Origin of the sequence: Streptomyces sp. NBC_01092, assembly GCF_045039535.1 — a bacterium.
Lineage (GTDB): Bacteria > Actinomycetota > Actinomycetes > Streptomycetales > Streptomycetaceae > Streptomyces.
In genome coordinates this window covers 4,878,705-4,901,400 of the sequence record NZ_CP108659.1, presented here as the reverse complement: position 1 = coordinate 4,901,400, position 22,696 = coordinate 4,878,705, and the positions used below count along the sequence as shown (strand labels likewise).

General features: G+C 71.7%; 19 protein-coding genes. 12 read left to right on the top strand and 7 right to left on the bottom strand.

Translation table 11 applies throughout. From position 1 onward, the window contains the following. The first annotated feature begins 49 nt into the window (after positions 1-49). Genes OG254_RS21925 through OG254_RS21910 form a run of 4 tightly spaced genes read left to right on the top strand, consistent with a single transcriptional unit; the run spans position 50 to position 4,164 of the window. Positions 50-1,183, top strand: coding sequence for an acyl-CoA dehydrogenase family protein (locus OG254_RS21925; RefSeq protein ID WP_405584318.1), 1,134 nt, complete (start codon positions 50-52; stop codon positions 1,181-1,183). Positions 1,184-1,223: 40 nt separating this feature from the next. Continuing rightward, on the top strand, positions 1,224-2,822 hold the full coding sequence (locus OG254_RS21920) for a 4-coumarate--CoA ligase family protein (protein ID WP_405584316.1): 1,599 nt from the start codon (positions 1,224-1,226) through the stop codon (positions 2,820-2,822). Further along, complete coding sequence (locus OG254_RS21915) at positions 2,819-3,553, top strand: enoyl-CoA hydratase family protein (protein WP_405584313.1); 735 nt, start codon at positions 2,819-2,821, stop codon at positions 3,551-3,553. Before OG254_RS21920 ends, OG254_RS21915 begins: the two co-directional genes overlap by 4 nt. Then, positions 3,541-4,164 carry a TetR/AcrR family transcriptional regulator gene (locus OG254_RS21910; protein ID WP_405584311.1) on the top strand — a complete coding sequence of 208 codons (624 nt, stop codon included), beginning with the start codon at positions 3,541-3,543 and terminating at the stop codon, positions 4,162-4,164. The genes OG254_RS21915 and OG254_RS21910 overlap by 13 nt, the downstream gene beginning before the upstream one ends. A 38-nt stretch (positions 4,165-4,202) precedes the next feature. Here OG254_RS21910 and OG254_RS21905 read toward each other — a convergent pair whose 3' ends face one another. Both OG254_RS21905 and OG254_RS21900 read right to left on the bottom strand, forming a co-directional pair. Further along, the gene (locus tag OG254_RS21905) at positions 4,203-5,594 is read right to left on the bottom strand and encodes a serine/threonine-protein kinase (RefSeq protein ID WP_405595121.1); all 1,392 of its coding nucleotides are present in this window, start codon (positions 5,592-5,594) and stop codon (positions 4,203-4,205) included. A 313-nt stretch (positions 5,595-5,907) separates the two neighbouring features. Then, the gene (locus OG254_RS21900) at positions 5,908-7,008 is read right to left on the bottom strand and encodes a citrate synthase 2 (protein WP_405584308.1); all 1,101 of its coding nucleotides are present in this window, start codon (positions 7,006-7,008) and stop codon (positions 5,908-5,910) included. A 324-nt stretch (positions 7,009-7,332) separates the two neighbouring features. Here OG254_RS21900 and pdxH point away from each other — a divergent pair, with 324 nt between their 5' ends. The 3 genes from pdxH (at position 7,333) to OG254_RS21885 (ending at position 10,379) form a co-directional block, all read left to right on the top strand. Beyond that, the gene (gene pdxH, locus OG254_RS21895; protein ID WP_351190970.1) at positions 7,333-8,022 is read left to right on the top strand and encodes a pyridoxamine 5'-phosphate oxidase; all 690 of its coding nucleotides are present in this window, start codon (positions 7,333-7,335) and stop codon (positions 8,020-8,022) included. A 332-nt stretch (positions 8,023-8,354) separates the two neighbouring features. Continuing rightward, entirely contained in the window at positions 8,355-8,765 is a 411-nt protein-coding gene (locus tag OG254_RS21890; RefSeq protein WP_405584305.1) for a RidA family protein, read from the top strand. Between the two features lie 168 nt (positions 8,766-8,933). Further along, complete coding sequence (locus OG254_RS21885) at positions 8,934-10,379, top strand: PAS domain-containing protein (protein ID WP_405584303.1); 1,446 nt, start codon at positions 8,934-8,936, stop codon at positions 10,377-10,379. Between the two features lie 111 nt (positions 10,380-10,490). Here OG254_RS21885 and OG254_RS21880 read toward each other — a convergent pair whose 3' ends face one another. Further along, positions 10,491-11,246 (bottom strand): SIS domain-containing protein, encoded by a 756-nt coding sequence (locus OG254_RS21880; protein ID WP_405584300.1) that lies wholly within the window; start codon positions 11,244-11,246, stop codon positions 10,491-10,493. A gap of 251 nt (positions 11,247-11,497) precedes the next feature. Between OG254_RS21880 and OG254_RS21875 the strand changes: the two genes are divergently transcribed. After that, positions 11,498-12,190 carry a metal-dependent transcriptional regulator gene (locus tag OG254_RS21875; RefSeq protein WP_055635287.1) on the top strand — a complete coding sequence of 231 codons (693 nt, stop codon included), beginning with the start codon at positions 11,498-11,500 and terminating at the stop codon, positions 12,188-12,190. A 687-nt stretch (positions 12,191-12,877) separates the two neighbouring features. Then, complete coding sequence (locus OG254_RS21870; protein ID WP_405584296.1) at positions 12,878-13,765, top strand: alpha/beta fold hydrolase; 888 nt, start codon at positions 12,878-12,880, stop codon at positions 13,763-13,765. Positions 13,766-13,935: 170 nt separating this feature from the next. On the opposite strand, the gene OG254_RS21865 is transcribed toward OG254_RS21870, so the two are convergent. From OG254_RS21865 to OG254_RS21855, 3 genes are all read right to left on the bottom strand, one after another. Further along, a complete protein-coding gene (locus tag OG254_RS21865; RefSeq protein ID WP_405584293.1) occupies positions 13,936-15,528 on the bottom strand; it encodes a transporter in 1,593 nt (530 codons plus the stop codon). Then, a complete protein-coding gene (locus OG254_RS21860; protein WP_405584290.1) occupies positions 15,525-16,298 on the bottom strand; it encodes an ABC transporter ATP-binding protein in 774 nt (257 codons plus the stop codon). Before OG254_RS21860 ends, OG254_RS21865 begins: the two co-directional genes overlap by 4 nt. 106 nt (positions 16,299-16,404) lie before the next feature. After that, complete coding sequence (locus OG254_RS21855; RefSeq protein WP_351190984.1) at positions 16,405-17,067, bottom strand: bifunctional DNA primase/polymerase; 663 nt, start codon at positions 17,065-17,067, stop codon at positions 16,405-16,407. 317 nt (positions 17,068-17,384) lie between these two features. Here OG254_RS21855 and OG254_RS21850 point away from each other — a divergent pair, with 317 nt between their 5' ends. Next, positions 17,385-18,770 carry a transcriptional regulator gene (locus OG254_RS21850; RefSeq protein WP_351190986.1) on the top strand — a complete coding sequence of 462 codons (1,386 nt, stop codon included), beginning with the start codon at positions 17,385-17,387 and terminating at the stop codon, positions 18,768-18,770. Positions 18,771-18,971: 201 nt separating this feature from the next. Continuing rightward, entirely contained in the window at positions 18,972-20,717 is a 1,746-nt protein-coding gene (locus OG254_RS21845) for a hypothetical protein (protein WP_405584286.1), read from the top strand. Between the two features lie 6 nt (positions 20,718-20,723). Here OG254_RS21845 and OG254_RS21840 read toward each other — a convergent pair whose 3' ends face one another. Beyond that, positions 20,724-22,031 (bottom strand): ABC transporter substrate-binding protein, encoded by a 1,308-nt coding sequence (locus OG254_RS21840; protein WP_405584284.1) that lies wholly within the window; start codon positions 22,029-22,031, stop codon positions 20,724-20,726. Between the two features lie 117 nt (positions 22,032-22,148). On the opposite strand from OG254_RS21840, the gene OG254_RS21835 reads away from it, so the two are divergent. Continuing rightward, positions 22,149-22,649 (top strand): SCO4402 family protein, encoded by a 501-nt coding sequence (locus OG254_RS21835; protein ID WP_351190990.1) that lies wholly within the window; start codon positions 22,149-22,151, stop codon positions 22,647-22,649. Positions 22,650-22,696: the final 47 nt, after the last annotated feature.

Sequence of the window (22,696 nt, the reverse complement as noted above, 5' to 3'; positions counted from 1 at the left end):
GGGGAACTGCGCGACCAGCCACCCACAACCGGCACCCGGAAGGAGCCCCATGCCCACCACTCTCGAATCCGAAGAACACAAGGCCCTACGAGCCGCAGTAGCCGCCCTCGGTAAGCGCCACGGCCGCACCTACGACCGCGAAGCCCTCTGGTCCGAAGCAGCCAAGCTCGGCTACCTCGGCGTCAACCTGCCGGAGGCATACGGAGGCGGAGGCGGCGGCATAGCCGAACTCTCCATCGTCCTGGAAGAACTGGGCGCCGCCGGCTGCCCCCTGCTCATGATGGTCGTCTCCCCAGCGATCTGCGGCACAGTGATCGCCCGCTTCGGCACCGAAGAACAGAAACGAGAGTGGCTCCCGGGCCTCGCCGACGGCACCCGCACCATGGCCTTCGGCATCACAGAACCCGACGCCGGCTCCAACAGCCACCGAATCACCACCACGGCTCACCGCGACGGAGTCGACTGGCTCCTCACCGGCCGCAAGGTCTTCATCTCCGGCGTCGACATCGCGGACGCGACCCTCATCGTCGGCCGCACCGAAGACGCCCGCACCGGCAACCTCAAACCCTGCCTGTTCATGGTCCCGCGCGATGCCGAAGGCTTCACGCGCCGCCAGATCGACATGGAACTGAGCGCCGCGGAGAAGCAGTTCGAGCTGACCCTCGACGACGTACGCCTCCCCGCCGACGCGCTCGTCGGCGACGAGGACGCAGGCCTGCTCCAGCTCTTCGCCGGCCTCAACCCCGAACGCATCATGACGGCCGCCTTCGCGATCGGCATGGGCCGCTACGCCCTCGCCCGGGCCGTCGAGTACGCCCGCGACCGCACCGTCTGGAAGGCCCCCATCGGCGCCCACCAGGCCATCGCGCACCCCCTCGCCCAGGCGCACATCGACCTCGAACTGGCCCGTCTGATGATGCAGAAGGCGGCCTACCTGTACGACGCGGGGGACGACGTGGGCGCGGGCGAGGCCGCCAACATGGCCAAGTACGCGGCCGGGGAGGCCTGCGTGAAGGCGGTCGACCAGTCCGTGCACACCCTCGGCGGCAACGGCCTCACGCGCGAATTCGGGCTCGCCTCGTTGATAACCGCGGCACGCGTGTCTCGTATTGCTCCGGTGAGCCGGGAGATGATTCTCAACTACGTCTCCCACCAGACCCTGGGCCTGCCCAAGTCGTACTGACCGGCGGCGGCCCGTCGGCACCGTGTCGCGAGGAGGAACCGTGTTCCGCAGCGAGTACGCAGACGTCCCGGCCGTAGAACTCCCCATCCACGAGGCAGTGCTGGGCCGGGCCGCCGAGTTCGGGGACACGCCCGCGCTCGTCGACGGCACGGACGGCACCACCCTCACCTACGAGCAGCTCGACCGCTTCCACCGGCGCATCGCCGCCGCCCTGGCCGAGACCGGTGTGCGCAAGGGCGACGTCCTCGCCCTGCACAGCCCCAACACGGTCGCCTTCCCCACGGCGTTCTACGCCGCCACGCGCGCGGGTGCCTCCGTCACCACCGTGCACCCGCTCGCCACGCCCGAGGAGTTCGCCAAGCAGCTGGGGGACTCGGGGGCGCGCTGGATCGTCACCGTCTCGCCGCTGCTGCAGAGCGCACGCCGGGCCGCGGAACTCGCGGGCGGCGTGCAGGAGATCTTCGTGTGCGACAGCGCGCCGGGACACCGCTCGCTCATCGACATGCTGGCCTCCGCGGCCCCCGAGCCACAGGTCGCCATCGACCCCGCGGCGGACGTCGCGGCGCTGCCGTACTCCTCGGGCACCACCGGCATTCCCAAGGGTGTGATGCTCACCCACCGCCAGATCGCCACCAACCTCGCCCAGCTCGAACCCGCGGTGTCGGCGGTCCCCGGCGACCGCATCCTCGCCGTGCTGCCGTTCTTCCACATCTACGGCCTGACCGCCCTGATGAACGCGCCCCTGAGGGTGGGCGCCACGGTCGTCGTCCTGCCCCGCTTCGACCTGGAGACCTTCCTCGCCGCCATCCAGAACCACCGCATCACCGGCCTGTACGTGGCCCCGCCGATCGTGCTGGCCCTCGCCAAGCACCCGCTGGTCGAGCAGTACGACCTGTCGTCGCTGAAGTACATCATCAGCGCCGCGGCGCCCCTGGACGCCCAGCTCGCGGCCGCCTGCTCGCAGCGCCTTGGCCTGCCGCCGGTCGGCCAGGCGTACGGCATGACGGAACTGTCCCCCGGCACCCATGTCGTCCCGCTCGCCGCCATGGACGACGCGCCCGCCGGAACCGTCGGCAGGCTCATAGCCGGCACCGAGATGCGCATCGTCTCCCTCGACGACCCCGACAAGGACCTCGGTGTCGGCGAGTCCGGCGAGATCCTCATCCGCGGCCCCCAGGTCATGAAGGGCTACCTCGGCCGCCCCGACGCCACCGCCGCGATGATCGACGCCGAAGGCTGGCTGCACACCGGTGACGTGGGACATGTGGACGCCGCCGGCTGGCTGTTCGTCGTGGACCGCGTCAAGGAGCTCATCAAGTACAAGGGCTTCCAGGTGGCCCCCGCCGAACTGGAGGCACTCCTGCTCACCCACCCCGGCATCGCGGACGCGGCTGTGGTCGGCGCCTATAACGACGACGGAAACGAGGTGCCGCACGCCTATGTGGTCCGCCAACAGTCCGCGACCGACCTCTCCGAGGGCGAGGTCATGATGTACGTCGCCGAACGCGTCGCCCCCTACAAGCGGGTCCGCCAGGTCACCTTCATCGACGGCGTCCCGCGGGCCGCCTCCGGCAAGATCCTGCGCCGCGAACTGCGCGCGCCCAAAGAGAGCATGCGCGCGCCCAAGGAGAGCACATGACGTTGATCGGCCGCACGCGCGAGCGTGCCGTTCAAACCCTCAGCCTCGACTCCCCGGCCACCCGCAACGCGCTCTCCGCGTCGCTGGTGGGCGAGCTGGCCGACGCGCTGACGGACTGCGCCAAGGACGCCGACGTACGCGCTGTCGTCCTCACCCACACCGGCAACACGTTCTGCGCGGGCGCCGACCTGCGCGACCCGCCGGACCCGGACGGCCTGGTGGCGCTGCTCCGGCAGATCGTGGAGCTGCCCAAAGTCGTCGTCGCCCGCGTCACCGGCCACGTCCGCGCGGGCGGCCTCGGCCTGCTCACGGCCTGCGACATCGCGGCGGCCTCCCACGAGGCGACCTTCGCCTTCACGGAGGTCCGCATCGGGGTGGCCCCCGCGGTGATCTCCCTGCCGATCATCCCGCGCACCGACCCCCGCGCCCTCGCCCGCTACTACCTCACCGGCGAGCGCTTCACCGCGCCCGAGGCGGCCCGCATCGGCCTGCTGACGGCGCAGGGCGAGGACGTCGACGCCGTACTGGAACCCGTCCTGGACGGCCTGCGCAGGGCGGCCCCCGCCGCCCTGGCCGAGACGAAGGCGCTGCTCACGGCTAAGGTGCTGGAAACCTTCGACCAGGACGCGGCCGACCTGACCGCGCTCTCGGCCCGGCTGTTCTCCTGCGCCGACGCCCGCGAGGGGATGACAGCCTTCCTCGAACGACGGGATGCGGAATGGGTGGTGTGAGCACAGTCGGCGACCGTGCGGACCGAGTGGACCGCGTGCCCAAGCAGGACCGCAGCCGCGCCACCCGCCAGCGCCTCCTGGAAGCCGCCGTGGCCTGCCTCGCCGAACACGGCTGGGCGGGCTCCACGGTCTCCGTCGTCGCCGAACGCGCCGGCGTCTCCCGAGGCGCGGCCCAGCACCACTTCCCGACCCGCGAGGACCTCTTCACCGCGGCGGTCGAGTACGTCGCCGAGGAACGCTCGACGGCCCTGCGCGCCCTGTTCCCCGAGGGCGCTGCGGGCGACCGCAGGGCCGTCGTGTCCGCCCTGGTCGACCTCTACACCGGCCCGCTGTTCCGCGCGGCCCTGCACCTGTGGGTGGCCGCCTCGAACGAGGACCAGCTCGGCCCCCGGGTCACCGAACTGGAGGCCCGGGTCGGCCGGGAGACGCACCGGATAGCCGTCGACCTGCTCGGCGTCGACGAGTCCCGCCCAGGCGCCCGCGAAACCGTCCAGGGAGTGCTGGACATGGCCCGTGGCCTGGGCCTCGCCAACCTCCTCACCGACGACGCGGGCCGCCGGGAACGCGTCGTGGCGCAGTGGGCGCGGCTGCTGGACGAGGCGCTGGACTGACGGCGCCGTCAGCCGCTCGCGTCTCAATCGCTTCCGTCTCAGTCGTCATCGTCGCTCTCGTCGTGGTCCCCGTCGTCCTGCTGCGTCTCGCGCTGCTGCTTCTGCCGCTCCCGCTGCTCCTGCTCGCGCCTCGTGCGTTCCCGCTCCCCGTCGTCCTGCGCCTTGCGATCGGCGCTCGTCTGCGTCGCCGGGCCCGGCGAGGTGATCGGCGACGGAGACGAGTCCAGGGAGGACACGGAGGCGGAGGCGGTCGGGCTGGGCGCGGTGTCGGACTTCGTCCTCTCCGCGGACGCGTTGTCGGGGGAGAACCACAGCATGCCGAGCAGCATCGCGGCGACGAAGAGCGCCGCCGCGGCGACCGTGACCAGCACTTGCCGTGTGCCGGCCCGGGGACGGGACCGGGGACGGGACCGGGAGCGGGAGCCGGAGCTCGGCGAGTGGGTGTGGGACCGCGAGCCCGGCGAGTGAGTGCGCGCCCGGGAGCCCGAAGAGTGGGTGCGGGCCCGGGAGTGGGAGCGGCCCGGTCCGCCGGGGGGCGGCGGGGAGCCTTGCGCGGACGGCAGCGCGTAGGTGGTCGGGTTGCTGGTCCCGCCCATCCGGTCGGGACCGGCGGCTGCGGCCGTCGACGGGCGGGACGGCGTCGTCGCGTCGGGGAGCGGTTCGGCCCGGCCCTGCCAGGCGCCCTCGGCGAACCAGTCGGCGGCCTGCTGGGCGGCGGGCCGGTGCTCGGGCTCCTTGGCCAGCAGGCCGAGGAGGTAGTTCTCGAAGGCGGGCGGCAGGCCGGCCACGCCCAGGTCGCGGGGCGGTACGGGGGCGGCGTCCAGGTGCTGGTGGAGGATCGCGACGGCGGTGTCGGCGTGGAACGGCGGGCGCCCGGTGAGGAGCTGGTAGAGCACGCAGCCCAGCGCGTAGACGTCGGAGGGCGGGCCGGCCGGCTGACCCAGGGCCCGCTCGGGCGCGAGGTAGAGGCTCGTGCCGACGATCTGCCCGGTGGCCGTGAGCGCCGCGCCGGGGTCGTCCATGAAGCGGGCGATCCCGAAGTCACCGATCTTGAGGGTGCCGTCGGCGTCCAGCAGCAGGTTCCCGGGCTTGATGTCGCGGTGGACGATGCCCTGCCGGTGTGCGGCGGCGAGTCCCGCGGCTGCCTGGGCGGCCATCCGGGCCACGCGCTCGGCGGGCTGCGCGCCGGAGTGGGTCAGGAGCCGGGCGAGGCTGTCGCCCTCGACGAGCTCCATGACCAGGAAGAGCCGGTTCTCGTACGCGCCGAAGTCCCGTACCCCCACCACGTTCGGATGGTCGATCCGCGCGGCGGTCTGCGCCTCCAGCCGGAACCGGGACGTGGCGGTGGGGTCGGAGTCCTGGGGCAGCAGGAGCTTGACGGCCACGTGCCGGCCGAGCCTCTCGTCGTAGGCCCGCCAGACCTCCCCCATCCCACCGCGCCCGATCGACTCGCCCAGCCGGTAGCGGCCCGCTATCAGCACCTGTTCCCCATCCCCATGCCGTAAGAGGTCTTGATCGCCGCAGGCCGTAACTCACCACGTAGGGACGGGTGATGGTGGGATGCCGCAGCCGCTCCAGCATACTGGCGGAGCGGATCAGTGACGGTCCGTATGCGATCTTGAGAGGCATGGTTCGCGCGGGCCCGTGGGCCGCCGGCGCGGGGCGCCGGGCGGCATCACGCGGGGCGGAATCGGCCCCGCGTGACGTCCGGCCCGCCGGAGGGGTGCGGGCGCCTGCGGGGGCTCAGTGCGCGATGTCGGCGTAGCCCTCGATCTCGCGAGGGTCGCGCGTGCCCGGGCCCACATAGCGTGCGGAGGGGCGCACGAGGCGGCCGGTGCGCTTCTGCTCCAGGATGTGCGCCGACCAGCCCGCCGTACGGGCACACGTGAACATCGACGTGAACATGTGCGCCGGGACCTCCGCGAAGTCCAGGACGATGGCGGCCCAGAACTCCACGTTCGTGGCCAGGACCCGGTCCGGACGGCGGGAGTGCAGCTCCGCCAGGGCCGCCTTCTCCAGAGCCTCGGCGACCTCGAAGCGGGGCGCGCCGAGCTCACGGGCGGTGCGGCGCAGGACGCGGGCGCGCGGGTCCTCGGCGCGGTAGACGCGGTGGCCGAAGCCCATGAGGCGTTCGCCGTTGTCGAGGGTCTGCTTCACATAGGCCTCGGCGTCGCCGGTGCGCTCGATCTCCTCGATCATGTGCAGCACGCGGGAGGGCGCGCCGCCGTGCAGCGGACCGGACATGGCCCCTACGGCACCGGAGAGCGCCGCGGCCACATCGGCGCCGGTGGAGGCGATGACGCGGGCCGTGAACGTGGACGCGTTCATGCCGTGCTCGGCGGCGGACGTCCAGTAGGCGTCCACGGCGGCCACGTGCTTGGGGTCGGGCTCGCCGCGCCAGCGGATCATGAAGCGCTCGACGACGGACTGGGCCTTGTCGATCTCGCTCTGCGGGACCATCGGCAGGCCCTGCCCGCGCGCGGACTGGGCGACGTAGGACAGAGCCATGACGGCGGCCCGGGCCAGGTCCTCGCGGGCCTGCGCCTCGTCGATGTCCAGGAGGGGTTTCAGGCCCCACACGGGGGCGAGCATGGCGAGCGCGGACTGGACGTCGACGCGGATGTCGCCGGAGTGCACGGGAATCGGGAAGGGCTCGGCGGCCGGCAGTCCGGGCCGGAAGGCACCGTCGACGAGCAGCCCCCAGACGTTGCCGAACGAGACGTGGCCGACCAGATCCTCGATGTCGACGCCCCGGTATCGGAGAGCGCCGCCCTCCTTGTCCGGTTCGGCGATCTCCGTCTCGAACGCGACGACTCCTTCGAGCCCGGGTACGAAGTCGGACATCAGGCGGCTCCTCGTGATGTGTGCGACGGATGGGGTTTGTGGGTGGAACGACCACATGACAGTCGGCGGAGACGGCGCACACCCGGGTGGATCCACGGTCACGGGCTCGGATTCCGGGCTTGCGGGACTCCGGGCCTCGGCGGACTCGCGGTCCGGGGCGTACCCCTGTGATGCCCCGTGCGGCTGGCGGTCATCCAACCGGAACGGCATCGAAACGATAACCCTGAGTGCCACCATTGGGGAGCCCTTGCGGCACTGAGTGCCATCTAGTGACGAAGGACACCGTGCCCGACGGTGCTCGTTCGGATACGGCAAGATGACCGCGTGACCGACCGAGACGCCGTCGCCTTCGATCCCGCCGAGCCCGTCCCCGACCCCGCCGCGATGCGCAAGCACTACCGGGCCGAGGGGCTCGCCGAGGCCGGTCTGGCCGCCACTCCGGTGGCCCAGTTCGCGCGCTGGTTCAAGCAGGCCGCCGCCGAGGCCCACCTCTTCGAGCCGAACGCGATGATCGTCTCCACCGCGGACGCCGAGGGCAGGCCCAGCTCACGCACGGTGCTGCTGAAGCAGTTCGACGACCACGGCTTCGTCTTCTTCACCAACTACGGCTCCCACAAGGGCCGCGACCTCGCCGGGAACCCGTACGTCTGCCTGCTCTTCCCCTGGCACCCGATGGCCCGCCAGGTCATCGTCACGGGCGTGGCGCGGCGCACCGGGCGCGACGAGACGGCCGCCTACTTCCGCACCCGCCCGCACGGCTCCCAGCTCGGCGCCTGGGCCAGCTCCCAGTCGTCGGTCATCGCCTCGCGCGCGGAGCTGGACGCCTCGTACGCCGAGCTGGCCGCGCGCTATCCCGAGGGGGAGCAGGTGCCGGTGCCGCCGGACTGGGGCGGCTTCCGGGTGGCCCCGCAGACGGTGGAGTTCTGGCAGGGGCGGGAGAACCGGCTGCACGACCGGCTGCGGTACGTGGCGGAGCAGGACGGGGGCTGGCGGGTGGAGCGGCTCAGTCCGTGAGCGGGGCCGCCGCGCAGGTCCGTACACGCAGACGACCCGCGAGCTCGGGTCCCTGCGCCAGTGGCGGAGGAGCCGGCCGGACGTGCCGGCGAACTCGCGGGTCGGGTGACTGCTGGGATTGGGCCGGCTGCATGCGTCTCTCACATGCTGGTCCGGCACCGCACTGGGTGGGGTGACGGGCCGCTAGCCCGCAGCCACCTCACGCGTCCGGTATTCATACATCTGCCGAACCACCTCCCTTCTCGTGTGCACCACACATTAGGAACCGGCCCGCCTCCGATCAACCGTTTTTTCCGTGGACCTGCCGGCACCGCTCCTCTAGCGTTCCGTGCATGACAAACCAGCAGGTGGGGCGGCGGGCGATCCTCAGTGGCTCGACCTTCGAGGAACAGATCGGGTACGCGCGTGCCGTGGTCGACGGGGACTGGGTGCACGTGTCGGGCACGACCGGGTTCGACTACGCGACGATGACCATCTCCGAGAACGTGGTGGAGCAGGCCGAGCAGTGTCTGCGGAACGTGGGGGCCGCGCTCGAGGAGGCGGGGTGCTCGTTCGCCGACGTGGTCCGCGTGCGGTACCTGCTGCCCGAACGGGAGGACTTCGAGCCGTGCTGGCCCGTCCTGCGACAGCACTTCGGGGATGTGCGACCTGCGGCGACGATGATGGTGTGCGGGCTGGCCGACCCTCGTATGAAGTTCGAGATCGAGGTCTACGCACGCAAGGGAAGCGGGTCTGATGCCTGATCTTTTGCCTGATCCTTCGCATCGCGCCGGTGACCGCGCGGCGGCTCGTACAACGATTCCTTCAATCTTGGGGAACTCGGTGTGTGCTGGGTCACGTTCCAGTTAGATGATTGCGAGTGAGCGAACCGACGCGTCGTACGTGCGGACGCAGCTTGGCAGGGGGTCCAGGTGAGTGCTTCCCGGCGTAGTGGGACCACCGACGAGCTGGGGCCGGACGAACCCGAGCGGGACGGTCCGGACGGTTTGTCGGGTGGTTCGGAAGGTTCGGCAGGCGGGTCCGATCTGCTGGCCGCGCTGCTGGACGGGATGGACGCTGCCCTGTGCGCCTTCGACGGGGACGGCGTCGTCACCCATTGGAACCGCGAGGCGGAGCGGATCCTCGGATGGACCGCGGCCGAGGCCGTGGGTCGGCACGGGTTCGCAGGGTGGGCGGTGCGCGAGGCCGACGCCGAGGAGGTCGAGGAGCGGCTGATGTCCGCCATGCACGCTCCCGGACGTCAGGTGCACGAGTTCGCCCTGCTGACGAAGGACGGCGGGCGGGTTCTCGTACGGACCCAGTCGGCGGCGGTGCGCGGACCGGACGGGAAGCCCGCCGGGGTGTACTGCGCGTTCAGCGAGGTGCACGCGCAGATCGATCTGGAGCGGTCGATCGCGCTCAGCGAGGCGCTGTTCGAGGACGCGTCGTGGGGTGTCGTGCTGGTCGACGCGGATCTGCGACCGGCCGTTGTGAACGCTCACGCGGCCCGGGCGCTGGGTATCGGGCGTACGTCGGTGCTGGGGCGGCCCCTGGGCGAGCTGCTCGCGCAGGGGGTCGAGGAGCTGGAGAGCGCGCTCACCCATGTGCTGGCCGAGGGCGCGCCGCCCGCGCCCGCCGAGATCTGGGTGAGTGTGCGCACGCCGGACGGCGAGCGGCGCCGCTGCTGGCGGTGCGGTTTCGTCCGGCTGGCCTCGCCGCTCGCGGAGGAGCCCGTGCCGTTGGGCGTGGGCTGGCTCTTCCAGGACGTGACGGACGCCAAGCAGGCCGAGCAGGAGGCGGCGCTGCTGCGCTTCCGGGCCAATCAGCTGCACCGCGCCGCGCGGGCCGCCGCCGAGTGCGAGGACCCCGCGGAGGCGGCGACGGTGCATCTGGACTTCGCGCTGGCCGGGTTCGCCGATCACGCGCTGATCGACCGGGTCGCGGGCGGGCCGGTGGCCGATCAGACGGCGGCGGGCGGGGAGGCCGCGGATCCCGTACGGCTCGTCCGGGCCGCCGTGACGCCCTCCGGGGCGCCGGGCCCGAGCCGGCTCGGCGGGGAGGCCGGCCTGCCCGTGCGCTACGCGGAGGGGCACCCGGCGTTGAATTGCGTGGCGCGGGCCGGGTCGGTGCGCGCCGACGCGGGGAACCTGTCGGCGGAGCGGGCGCGCGAGTGGGCCGTGGCACGGCAGTGGCCGGCTGACGCGGTGCACGTGCTGTGCGCGGTGCTGCGCAGCCGGGGCCGGACGCTGGGCGTCGTGACGTTCCTGCGCGGGTCCGGGCGGACCGCGTTCGGCCGCGGCGACGCGGTGTACGCGGAGGACGTGGCGGTACGGATCGCTTCCGCGCTGGATCTGGCGGGGGTCGTGGACCGGGACTGAGGACGCGGCCGGGCCCTAGTGCCGGGCTGGCGGATCATGCCGAGGTCGCTGGGCTCACCTGCGCTGGTGAGGCGCCGCTTCTTGCAGTCGGCCTGATCCGCCGGACAGGTCCTAGTGCCGGTAGAAGATCCGGTCGCTGTACTGCTCGAACACCCTGCTGTTCCAGTCGTGGCCGCCGTCGACGTTGCCCGAGCGCAGGAGCGGGGGCTCGATGCCGCGGGCGGCCAGGGAGGCGGCCGCTGTGGCCATGACGGCCTGCAGGAGGGCCGTGGTGACGACGGTGGACGCCGGCGCGAAGGGGGCCGGGATCGTGTCGAGGGTGAGTTCCGCGTCGCCGATCGCGATCTTCGAGTCGAGGACGATGTCGCAGTGGTCCTTGAGGTAGGTGCCGGAGACATGGCGGGACTTCGTTTCCGAGGCGTACGCCACCGATGTCACGCCGATGACCCTGACGCCGAGGGCGCGGGCGTTCATGGCCATCTCGACGGGGAGGGCGTTGCGGCCGGAGAGGGAGATGATCACCAGGGCGTCGCCGGAGCGCAGGGGTGAGCTGTCCAGGACGGCGCTCGCGAGACCGTCGACGCGTTCGAGGGCGGAGCCGAGGGTGGCGGGCATGACGTCGACGCCCACGACACCGGGGACCACGAGCAGGTTCATCAGGGCGAGGCCGCCCGCGCGGTAGACGATGTCCTGGGCGGCCAGCGAGGAGTGACCGGCGCCGAAGGCGAAGAGCCGGCCGTCGGCGGCGACCGTGTCGGCGAGCAGGGTGCCGGCTGCCTCGATGCTCCCGGCCTCTTCGGCACGGACCCGCTGGAGCAGGCCGATCGCGGCGTCGAAGAACGTGTCGGCCGGCGTGCTGTCGCTCATGCGGGGCCCTCCGGGGTGGCGGGTGCGGGTGTGTTGCGGATCACCGTGCGGTCTGGACCAGTGCGGTGTCAATACGGTGTGTATGCCTTTGACGCCTGTGCGGGGTCGCCGTGCCGGACAACCCCTCGGTTTCAACGGCTCGGCACGGTTGTCAGTGGTATCCGGCAGAATTGACTGCAGGGCCAGCGCACGCGCCGTGGAGCTGTCTCGCTTCCGGCTGAGCTAATCGCAGAGCTAATCGAGGGGCACGTATGTCCGGACTGATCGACACCACGGAGATGTATCTCCGCACCATCCTCGAGCTGGAGGAGGAAGGTGTGGTCCCCATGCGCGCCCGGATCGCCGAGCGGCTGGACCAGAGCGGACCGACCGTGAGCCAGACGGTGGCGCGGATGGAGCGTGACGGGCTGGTGTCCGTGGCGTCCGACCGTCATCTGGAGCTCACGGACGAGGGGCGGCGGCTGGCCACCCGCGTCATGCGCAAGCACCGCCTCGCCGAGTGCCTGCTCGTCGACGTGATCGGGCTGGAGTGGGAGCAGGTGCACGCCGAGGCGTGTCGCTGGGAGCACGTGATGAGCGAGGCCGTGGAGCGGCGGGTCCTGGAGCTGCTGCGCCACCCGACCGAGTCGCCGTACGGCAACCCCATCCCGGGCCTGGAAGAGCTCGGCGAGAAGGACGGCGCCGACCCCTTCCTGGACGAGGGCATGGTCTCGCTGGCGGACCTCGACCCGGGTGCCGAGGGCAAGACGGTCGTCGTGCGCCGGATCGGTGAGCCGATCCAGACCGACGCCCAGCTGATGTACACGCTGCGCCGGGCGGGCGTGCAGCCCGGCTCGGTGGTGAGTGTGACCGAGTCCGCGGGTGGTGTGCTGGTGGGCAGCGGTGGTGAGGCGGCCGAGCTGGAGGCGGACGTCGCCTCGCATGTGTTCGTCGCCAAGCGCTGAGCCGGGCCGGCTGTCCATCCCGCGTTTCTCTTCCGTGTAATTCCCGGTAAGGGAGCGGGAGTTGTGGCGACCCGCCGATCTTTTGCATTCCAAGATTCAGTGCGCGGAATCACAGCGCCCGGCGGATTCGCGTGCGAGGCTGTCGCGTGAGGCATATGACCTGAGGGCTCTTGGTCGTGACCGACAGTGATGCGTCCGGCCGGGGAGGGGGGCGCGAGGATGTGCCGGAAACGTGGAGAGGGCCCCGGCGCCGTGTGGCGCCGGGGCCTGTCCTCCCCTGTGCTGACCCGGAGCCCCGAGCTCCCAGGGTCATCCCCTTCGGACCGGTTTCCCCGATCGGTCCGCCTCCCGGTGAAGGTCTCCCCTCGACGATGGCGATCAATCCTGGGAGAGGGTCACTCGAATGAGGGGTGTTGCCCGCACAGCCCGATTTTTCGAATAGGAGTTCGATAGTCTTCGGGGTGACGGGTTACGCGGAACGTGCGCTTCAGGAGTGTGCGCATAAGATCACGTCAGACACACAGGACATGCACATCGCGGACGAGAGCACCGACGACGCGTGCGGCGCAGGTGGCGCGCGGTGCTCACGTGGGCGAGGGCAGATACGGCAGGCGCGGCAAGCAGGACGCTGATGACAGGACCGGCCGACTCGAGCGGTCCGAGCGGAGCTAGGGGGGTGCCAGACCAATGGCGCGGCGCATCGACGTGACCGGGACCGGGGCCGTACGTCTCGCGGCCTGGGAGTTCGGCGACCCTCCCAAGACCGACGCTGCCACTGAACACGACGGCACGCTCGGCGTCCTGTTACTGCACGGCCTGATGGGCCGCGCCTCGCACTGGGCCTCCACCGCCCGCTGGCTCTCCGAGCGGCACCGCGCTGTCGCCCTGGACCAGCGCGGCCACGGCCGCAGCGAGAAGCCCGAGCAGGCCGCCTTCACGCGCGAGGCCTACGTCGACGACGCCGAGGCCGCCCTCGAACAGCTCGGTCTCGCCCCGGCCGTCCTCGTCGGTCACGCCATGGGCGCGCTGACCGCCTGGCAGTTGGCCGCCAAGCGGCCCGATCTGGTGCGCGGCGTGATCATTTGCGACATGCGGGCGTCGGCGCTGGGCGCGGCCTCGCAGCGGGAGTGGTCGGACTGGTTCAAGGCGTGGCCCGTGCCCTTCGCCACGCTCGCCGACGTACGCAAGTGGTTCGGGGAGGACGACCCGTGGGTCGAGCGCCCGAATCGCGCGCGCGGCGAGTTCTACGCCGAGGTGATGCACGAGTGCGAGGACGGATGGCGGCCGGTCTTCGAGCCCGACCAGATGCTGCGGTCCCGGGAGACGTGGGTGTACGACGCGCACTGGGAGGAACTCGCGCAGGTGCAGTGTCCCGCGCTGGTCGTGCGCGGGCTGGACGGGGAGCTGGGGCGTGCCGAGGCTCAGGAGATGGTGCGGGTGCTTCCGCGAGGGGAGTACGCGGAGGTGGCCGACGCCGGGCACCTGGTGCACTACGACCAGCCCGAGGGCTGGCGCGCCGCTATCGAGCCTTTCCTCGAGGCGGTGCGGGCTGCGGGTGAGGCCGGGCGCCTGTGAGCTCGGTGCCCTCTTGGCCAATGGCGGCTGCGGGTTGTGGGGGGCTTGTCGCTCCCCCAAGCTCTCGGCTTCGCTCGAGCAGGGGGGACCCCCATCGCGGCGGAGCCGCATATCGAACACGGCCCCGCGCCCCTGACCGGCGCTGCACAGCCGTATGCCGAAAGGGCTCGCTACCCCTTGCTCACTGCCGTCAGGATCTCGGGAAGGCGGGCCGCCGTGCTCGGTGCCGCCAGCCGGAGGCCCAGCAGGGTGATGGCGGCCCCGTACGCCACCCCGCCCGGCAGCAGCAGCCACGTCCAGGCGTCCCCGCCCTCGCTGACGTTCAGCCAGATCGTCACCGCGATGACGGGGGCGCACAGCAGGGCGGCGGCGATCATGCCGCCGAAGATCGAGATCCAGGCCAGGCCCGCCTGACCGGGGGCGACGCTCTTGTAGCCCTCCTGCGGGATGGAGTACGGGAAGCGGGCCGACGTCCATGCGCCGGTCGCCAGCATCGCGCCGAGGAGGGCGAGCGACAGGCCCAGCACCTGGGGCAGCTTGGGCCAGTCACCGAGCAGCGCCGTCGTCAGGACGGTCACCAGGGCGGCGTACGGCAGGGTGATCAGCAGCAGCGCCAGGGCCCGGCCGCGCAGCTCGACGTAGGCGTCCCGGGGGGACGAGATCGTCATGGCGACCATCCAGAACGCGGACGTGTCCTGCCCGAACTGGTTGTACATCTGGATGCCGAGCATCCCGGCGGCGAAGCACGCGAAGTAGATCGAGCCGGTGCCCTGCAACGCGTTGAACAGCGGCACGATCAGGCCGATGGCGAGCGAGGTCACCCAGGCCGCCTTGGTCTTCGGGTCACGCCAGACATAGCGCAGAGTGCGCTCCATGACGGTGCCGGTGCGGCCGGCCGGCAGGAGCCGGGCGAGCCCGGTCGAGGTGCGTTCCCGTACGGCGGACTCGGTGACCGCCTGGAGCGTGGAGCCGTCCGGTGACGTCATCAGCCGGGTCAGATGACGGGACCAGACGGCGATCACGCCCAGCAACGCGCCCGCGCTCAGCGCGAGTTGGAGCAGCGCGATCCCGTACTCCCCGTCGCTGACCGACTTCACCGCCCCGAACGCGGACGCCGGTGGCACCCAGCGCAGCACGTCCGCCGCCGGATCGAGCTGGGCGAGGCCCGAGGAACCGAGCCTTTGCGCACCGAAGTTCACGACCTGCGCGCCGACCGCGATGACCAACCCGCTCAGCACCGCGAGGTCGCGGCCCTTGCGGCTGGTCAGCAGCCGGATGTTGGCGACGGCCACCGCCCGCGCGAGCGCCACGCACACCAACAGGGCCAGCACGACCGCGATGACGCCGACGACGTAGGCCGCAACCCCGTGCGCGAGCGCGATCACCGAACCGGCGAACAGGCACAGCGTGAACAGGGGGCCGATGCCGACCAGGGAGGCCGCGAGCAGTGCCCGGACCAGGGGGCGGGGGCGCAGCGGCAGCATCACCAGGCGGGTCGGGTCGAGGGTCTCGTCCCCGCCGGGGAAGAACAGCGGCATCACGGCCCAGCCGAGCGCGAGGACCGCGACCAGGATGACGACCACGGAGTCGGCGTGCGCGTTGCCGCGCAGCATGATCAGGCCCAGGAGTTGCAGCGCGGCGAAGAGGAGGACCAGCACGGCCGAGGCGATGTAGGCGGCCCGGCGGCCGGCGGACTGCCGCAGTCCGTTCTTGAGCAGCGACAGCTTCAGCTGTACGAAGACCCCTGTCACGTCGGTGCTCATCGCGCCCCGCCGCCCAGCCAGTCGAGGTCGGAGGCGGTGTCGCGGCCGTTCGCGCCGACGAGTTCGAGGAACGCCTGCTGCAACGAGGGGGCCTCGCCGCGCACTTCGGTGAGGGGGCCGTGGGCCCGGATGCGTCCGGCGGCCATGACGGCGACCCAGTCGCACAGCGACTCGACGAGTTCCATGACGTGGGAGGAGAAGACGACGGTCGCGCCGGAGGCGGTGTAGCGCTCCAGGACGCCGCGGATGGTCTGCGCGGAGACGGGATCCACGCCCTCGAACGGCTCGTCCAGGAACAGCACTTCGGGATTGTGCAGGAGCGCGGCCGCGAGCCCGATCTTCTTGCGCATGCCGGTCGAGTAGTCGACGACCAGCTTGTGCTGGGCCCCCGCCAGATCGAGTACGTCGAGCAGCTGGGTGGCCCGCTTGTCGACCTCGGCCCCGGGGAGTCCGCGCAATCGCCCCGTGTACGCGAGCAGTTCCCGCCCGGAGAGCCGCTCGAAGAGCCGCAGCCCCTCGGGCAGCACCCCGATCCGCGCCTTCACCTCGACGGGGTCACGCCAGACGTCATGCCCGACGACCTCGACGGACCCCTGATCGGGCCGGAGCAGCCCGGTCACCATGGAGAGGGTGGTGGTCTTCCCTGCCCCGTTGGGCCCCACGAGTCCGATGAACTTCCCTGCGGGCAACTCCAGATCGATCCCAGCGACAGCAACCTGCTGCCCGAACCGCTTCCAGAGCCCACGCACGCGTACGGCGGCTGACGTCATGCATGAACCCTACGTTCAGGTAGCCCACCCAGGAACGCGGGGCAGTATCGCTATGCGGCTCCGCCGCGTGGGCGCGAGCAACCACGGACGACCCGCAGCCGCCGAATTACCGGTCCCGCCCACACGCATAGGCAAGCGGCGAGATCAACTCCTCCGCATCCGGCAGCCACCGATTCGCCGGCGTCGGCCGGCAGGCCCACTGCACGGCCCCACGGGACCCGAACCGGGTGGGCGGCCCGGCCACCCACGCGCCCTCACCCAGCGCCACGAGATCCAGCGACCCGACCGACCACCCCAGCTTGCGCACCAGCTCGGGAACCTTCACCGACGCACCCGGCAGCACAAGGAAGTTCATCCGGCGATCCGGCGTCAACGTCACCGGCCCCAGCGACAGCTCCATCCGCTCCATACGGGCCAGCGCGAGGAACCCGGCCGTCTCCGGGACGGAGATCGCGTCGAAGGTGCGCCCCGTCGGCAGCAGGATCGACGCGGTGGGGTGCTTCTGCCACATCCGGCGGGCGACGGTCGCGCTTCCGGTCGCCTGCGTCGCCCAGTCGGGGCGCGCGGGGTGCGCGCCGGGCGCGGGGCAGTCGGCGTCGCCACAGGAGCAGTACTGCACACCCTCGACGGCTTCCAACCAGGTCCCGGGGAACACGTCCCAGTGACGCTCCTCGGCATAGCGAACGGCGGTCTCCAGCAGCGTTTCGCCGCGCTGCTTCGGAATCTGTGCGGCTTCGGTGGCCGGGATCGTCTCTTCCACGCTGAACACAACTCCCGCACCCACCTCCGGTTACGGCCGTAGCGCGCGCGGGGGAGGAGCATTGATTCCTCATCTGGGGCGCATGGGTGCATGTGTGGGGGCGCGCGGGAGGATCCGTGTCCGGAGCTGGGTAGCCCACTGTGGGGTCGGCTTCCGCCTTTACCCCGGCAATCCTCGCAAGCCTCGCATTTTCGGTATGTCGACGGGGCATTGATCTTCACGGCCGGAACCTTGCGGTGCACAGCCAGTGCCCCCGAGCCGGATTCGGCGCTCGAAGAACGTCAACTCGGTGCGTGGGCAGGCACCGCAGCCACAGGGGGTACGCCATGGCCGCAAGGCCTCTCGTCGCGCGACAGCCGAACGAACGGCTGCAGGCGCTCATCCAGGAAGCGGGCTGCTCGAACGCCGGGCTGGCCCGCCGGGTCAACATGTGCGGTGCCGAGCACGGCCTCGATCTGCGCTACGACAAGACGTCCGTGGCCCGTTGGCTGCGCGGACAGCAGCCGCGGGGGCGGGCGCCCGCGATCATCGCCGAGGCGCTCGGCCGCAAACTGGGCCGTACCGTCACGATCGACGAGATCGGGATGGCCAACGGCAAGAATCTCGCGTCCGGTGTCGGCCTCCAGTTCTCGCCGACGGTACTGGGGGCCATCGAGCAGGTCTGCGAGCTGTGGCGCAGCGACGTCGGGCGGCGGGACTTCCTGTCCGGTTCGTCCGTCGCCGCGTCCGCGCTGGTCGAGCCCAGCCGCGACTGGCTGATCTCGTCCCCGGACTCGCAGGTGGCGCGCTCGGCGGGGCCGCGCGTGGGGCAGTCCGACGTGCAGGCCGTGCGCGCGATGACGCAGGCGCTGGTCGACCTTGACCACCAGTACGGCAGCGGGCATGTGCGCCCGGTCGTCGTGCACTACCTCAACAGCGTCGTCTCCGGGCTGCTGGCCGGCTCGTACCGGGAGGCGATCGGGCGGGAACTCTTCGCCGCCGTCGCGCGGTTGACCGAGCTCGCCGGGTACATGGCCGTCGACACCGGTCAGCCGGGGCTCGCCCAGCGGTACTACATCCAGGCGCTGCGGCTCGCGCAGGCCGCAGGGGACCGCGGGTACGGCGGGTATGTGCTGGCCGCCTCCATGAGCCACCTCGCCGCGCAGCTCGGCAACCCGCGGGAGATCGCGCAGCTGGCGCGGGCGGCGCAGGAAGGGGCGCGGGGGCGCGTGACCCCGCGCGCGGAGGCCATGTTCTATGCGGCCGAGGCGCGAGGGCATGCGCTGATGGGCGACGCGCGGGCCACCCAGCTGGCGTCCGGGCGGGCGGTGGGCGCGCTGGAGTCGGCGGACGCCGAGTCCGGGGACGACCCGGCGTGGATCAAGCACTTCGACGAGGCCTACCTCGCCGACGAGTTGGCCCACTGCCACCGTGATCTGGGTCAGGCCGATGCGGCGGCGCGGTGCGCCGAGGACTCGCTGGCCGGGCTTCCGGAGACGAAAGCGCGGCGCCGGGCCATCGGATATGTGTTGCTCGCCACAGCGCAGGTGCAGCAGCGCGAGGTCGAACAGGCCTGCCACACCGGGCTGAAGGCCGTCGAGCTCCTGGAGACCCTGCGGTCCAACCGTGGCGCCGAGTATCTGGAGGACTTCCAGCAGCGACTGGAGCCGTTCCGGGACGAGCCCGTGGTCAGGGAGTTCGGGGCGCGATTGGACCTTCAGACGGCGGCGTGAAACCACGGGATACCTGGGCGTGAACGGCAGGGAAATGAAGGCGTCGGCGGGGAAGGGGGGACGGATATAGGGGGAGGGGGACCGGAGTGTTAGCGCGGTCACAAGGGACCCGGTCAGGTCCCGGGCTGCGTGGCACCCCGCTCGGCGGAGCCGGTAGCGTGAGCCGACGATTCACAAGGTCCCCCATTGGTAGGAGTCCCGGTGACGCAGAGTGGACGGAGCGAGGAGCCCTCGGCGCGGCCCGCGCGCGAAGGCATCGTGCTGCCCTCCGACGGTGGTGAGCCGCTGCTGCCGGGCATGACGGGCGGGCAGGGCGGTCAGCCGACATCGGTCCCGGCCACGCCGCCGACCGCACCCCCGCCCTCGGCACCGCCGGGCGGCCAGGCCTGGGGCACCCCGTGGGGACCCGAGCAGAACGCGCCCGCGCAGCCCGCCGCACCGGGCCAGGCCTGGGGCGCGCAGCCCGGACAGGCGTGGGGCGCGCAGGAGCAGCAGTACCAGCCGCCTCAGCAGGAGCAGCAGCACTACCAGCAGCCCCAGCAGGAGCAGTACCAGTCGCCGTCGTCGGCCCCGTGGGGCGCGCAGGGTCCGGCGGCCGGTGCGCCGTCGTACGGCCATGGCGCTCCGGCCGGCTCACCGATGCCGGCGCCGCAGCCGACGTACGGGCAGGGCGGTGCGCAGGCCGCGCCGATGCCGCCCGAGGGGCAGCACGCGCAGGGCGGTGCCCTCCCGCCCGGCGGGGCCGACGCTTACGGCGCTCCCGGCCACGGCGTAGCCCTGCCGCCCGCCGGTGGCTTCGGGGCCCCGTTGCCGCCCGCCGACGAAGGCGCCACTCAGTTCATACCGCCGGTTCCCGCCGTCCCCATGGGCGCGGACGAACAGGCCACCCGTTACATACCGCCCGTCGTCGCGCCCGCGGCCGACGAGGGGGCGACGCAGTACATACCGCCGGTGGGACCGGGGGCGCTGCCGCCCGAGGTGTCCAGCGAGAGCACCCAGGTGCTGGGGCGGGCCCGACCTGCAGGCGGCGCCGGTCCGATGCCGCCCGCCGCCGGGGGCGACGCCGACGCCACGCAGTACATCCCGCCCGTGACCGACCAGCCGGGCGGCGGACAGCGCCAGCCGCTCTCCGACTTCGACAACCTCTTCCGCAGCGAGCCCGCGGGCGCGGCCCCGGCCGGGGCGACCCAGCACATGCCGCGCTTCCAGCAGCCCCAGCCGCAGCAGCAGAACCCGCACGAGCCGGCGTTCTTCCCGCCCGGCGGGCACGGCCGGGGCGATGACGACGATGGCCGGGGCGGCCGCGGCGGTCGTACGGGATCGCGGCTGCCGCTCATCGCCGCCGTCGGTGTCGGTATCGCCGTTCTCGGCATCGGCGCGGGCGCGCTGATCGGCAGCGGGGGCGGGGACGACGACAAGAGCGACGACAACCTGCCCGTCTCCGCCACCGCCCCGGCGAACGATAACTCCGCCTCGCCCTCCGCCGACCCGGCCGAGCAGCAGGCGACCGCCCTGGACAAGCTGCTGGCCGACAGCGGTGACAGCCGTACCGCGGTGATCAACGCGGTCGGCGACGTGAAGTCCTGCGACAACCTCGGCAAGGCCGCCCAGGACCTGCGCGACGCCGCCCGGCAGCGCAACCAGCTGGTCACCGACCTGTCCAAGCTCACCGTCGACCAGCTCCCGAACCACGCGGAGCTGACCACGGCGCTGACCAAGGCCTGGCAGGCGTCGGCGTCCGCCGACAACCACTACGCGGCGTGGGCCGACCAGGTCTCCGCCAACAACAAGCTGTGCAAGAAGGGCGAGGCCCGCTCCACCGGCCAGCAGCAGGCCGGCAACCGGGCCAGCGGCACCGCCAGCCAGCAGAAGAAGACGGCCGCGCAGTTGTGGAACTCGATCGCCGAGAAGTACGGCCTGACGGAGCGCCAGCCGACCCAGCTGTAGGGCGGGTCAGTTCACGTCGGCGCTCTGGAGCGTCTTCGTCACGTCGATGAAGCTCTTGCGGGCCGCCACCAGGCGGCCCTCGCGGACGACCTGGAGTGTCACCGCGCGGTTGACCAGCCGGGGGAAGCCGACGGCGGCCAGGACGTCCTGGAACTTCCACTGGAGGGTCGGCGTCAGGCCGCCCGTGGAGACCTTCAGGCCGCCGTTCAGGGCGCCCCGCACGGAGTCGGCGGTCACGTCGCCGTCACCGAGCGACTCGACGACCCGCTTGAACACGGTGTACGCGATCCACGTGGTCTGCACTCCGGCGTCCGCGGCATCGATGCGGTTGTCGCCGAAGGCCTGCTCGCTGATGACCTTCTTCATCCCGTCCCAGCGCGGGTCGCTCGCGACGGGGTACCAGCCGGTGATGTACGACCCGTCGTACACCGTCGCCCCGCCGGTCGCGTTGATCACCGTCTGGTCGACGCTGCCGAGGACGGTGGCGGTGCGCACGCCGGGGTACTCGTCGCGGGCCCGCCGGAAGGAGTCCATGAAGGTGCTGGTGCGGTCGCCGAGGGCGGGCACCACGCAGCCCTTGTCGGAGAAGTCGGCGGTGGAGTAGTTCAGCGCCCGCTCCGACTGGCTGTCGTACGAGGTGGCGTCCTCGTCGGCCAGCTGGTCGTCGGAGGTCGAGTGCCCGCCCGCCCTGAGGCCGGAGTTGAGCAGCGGCGGCAGTTCGTCGCCCGCGATGGTGTCGGGCCGTACCAGCGCGACGGGGCCGCAGTCGCGGGCCAGCTCCTTGCCGAGGCCCGCCAGGAGCGTGGGCTGGCCGCCGTTGACGGGGTAGGAGAGCGGGCTGGTGAACTCGGCGTTGGTGACGCCGTAGCCGCCTATGTAGGGGATGCCCGCGCCCTCCAGGGAGGGCAGGAAGGTGTCGCCGTACTGGCTGTAGGAGCCGACGACCGCGACGACGTTCTCCTCGACCGCGCGGTCGGCGCACTTGGCCGCGGCCACGCTGTCGTTGTGGTCGTTGCAGGTGAGGACCTTCAGCTTGCGGCCCTTGATGCCGCCGTGGGCGTTGATCCAGCGGGCGTACGCCTGCGCGAAGGCCGGCATGCCGGGCTTGTTGGTCGCCTTGGTGCCGTCAGGGGCCCAGGTCATGACGGTGATGGTGTCGTCCCCGGAACCCCCCGTGGTACCGGGGATGACACCACATCCGACGGCGAGTGACGCACACGCCACCAGGGCTGCCGCCGAGCGAGCGGTGGCTCTGACGGGCCGCTTGGTGATCATGGGAAGGAGCGTGCTGCGCATGCGTGGCCTGCCGGTCATAGACCCGCACGATTCCGCCACACAACAAACCTGCGCGTGACTCTTGGTTATCCAAAGGTGACCAGAAGGTGAATTACGGGGGCGGGTGATGCGCGAATGAACGGGAACGTACGATCGGTGACCGTGCAAGGTTCGGATAGCTCTTCCCGTCGCGGCCGTCGCTCATCCACCATGGGCGGCATGCCACTCAACGACATGCCGTGGTGGCGCTGGCGCAGCAATGTGCGCTCCGCGCTGCACATGCTCTCCGATCCGGTGTTCCAGCGCGACGTCTGGCTAGCCGGTGTCGACGGATACGGGGACGTCACCGACGCCGTGTACCGCTTGGTCGAGGACACCTGGCTGGACAACTGGTCCGCCGAGAAGTACGTCGGCACGATATTCCGGGACTCGCAGGAGGCGGCGCTCGTCGACACCGCCGTGCTGCGGGTGCTGCGGATCATGCACCAGGTCGGCCCGGACGCGCCGGTCTCCGCGTACATGGAGAACCAGCAGTGGCCGGAGGCGGTGCGGGCGGCGCGGGACGCGCACGTCCGGATGGCCACGGCCGACGGCGACGAACCGGACGCTCCGCCGCGCACGCTCGAGGTGCTGCGGATCATGACGCGGTCCGCGTAAGGCGTCCTGCCGGCCCGCCGGGTCCGGGCGGCGGTCCGGGTTACGGG

Coding starts and splice junctions, on each gene's coding strand:
- OG254_RS21925 (WP_405584318.1), top strand. CDS start 50: ATGCCCACCACTCTCGAATCCGAAGAACACAAGGCCCTACGAGCCGCA.
- OG254_RS21890 (WP_405584305.1), top strand. CDS start 8,355: ATGACAAACCAGCAGGTGGGGCGGCGGGCGATCCTCAGTGGCTCGACC.
- OG254_RS21860 (WP_405584290.1), bottom strand. CDS start 16,298: ATGACGTCAGCCGCCGTACGCGTGCGTGGGCTCTGGAAGCGGTTCGGG.
- OG254_RS21910 (WP_405584311.1), top strand. CDS start 3,541: ATGGGTGGTGTGAGCACAGTCGGCGACCGTGCGGACCGAGTGGACCGC.
- OG254_RS21905 (WP_405595121.1), bottom strand. CDS start 5,594: ATGGGGGAGGTCTGGCGGGCCTACGACGAGAGGCTCGGCCGGCACGTG.
- OG254_RS21870 (WP_405584296.1), top strand. CDS start 12,878: ATGGCGCGGCGCATCGACGTGACCGGGACCGGGGCCGTACGTCTCGCG.
- OG254_RS21900 (WP_405584308.1), bottom strand. CDS start 7,008: ATGTCCGACTTCGTACCCGGGCTCGAAGGAGTCGTCGCGTTCGAGACG.
- OG254_RS21840 (WP_405584284.1), bottom strand. CDS start 22,031: ATGACCGGCAGGCCACGCATGCGCAGCACGCTCCTTCCCATGATCACC.
- OG254_RS21915 (WP_405584313.1), top strand. CDS start 2,819: ATGACGTTGATCGGCCGCACGCGCGAGCGTGCCGTTCAAACCCTCAGC.
- OG254_RS21880 (WP_405584300.1), bottom strand. CDS start 11,246: ATGAGCGACAGCACGCCGGCCGACACGTTCTTCGACGCCGCGATCGGC.
- OG254_RS21865 (WP_405584293.1), bottom strand. CDS start 15,528: ATGAGCACCGACGTGACAGGGGTCTTCGTACAGCTGAAGCTGTCGCTG.
- OG254_RS21875 (WP_055635287.1), top strand. CDS start 11,498: ATGTCCGGACTGATCGACACCACGGAGATGTATCTCCGCACCATCCTC.
- OG254_RS21850 (WP_351190986.1), top strand. CDS start 17,385: ATGGCCGCAAGGCCTCTCGTCGCGCGACAGCCGAACGAACGGCTGCAG.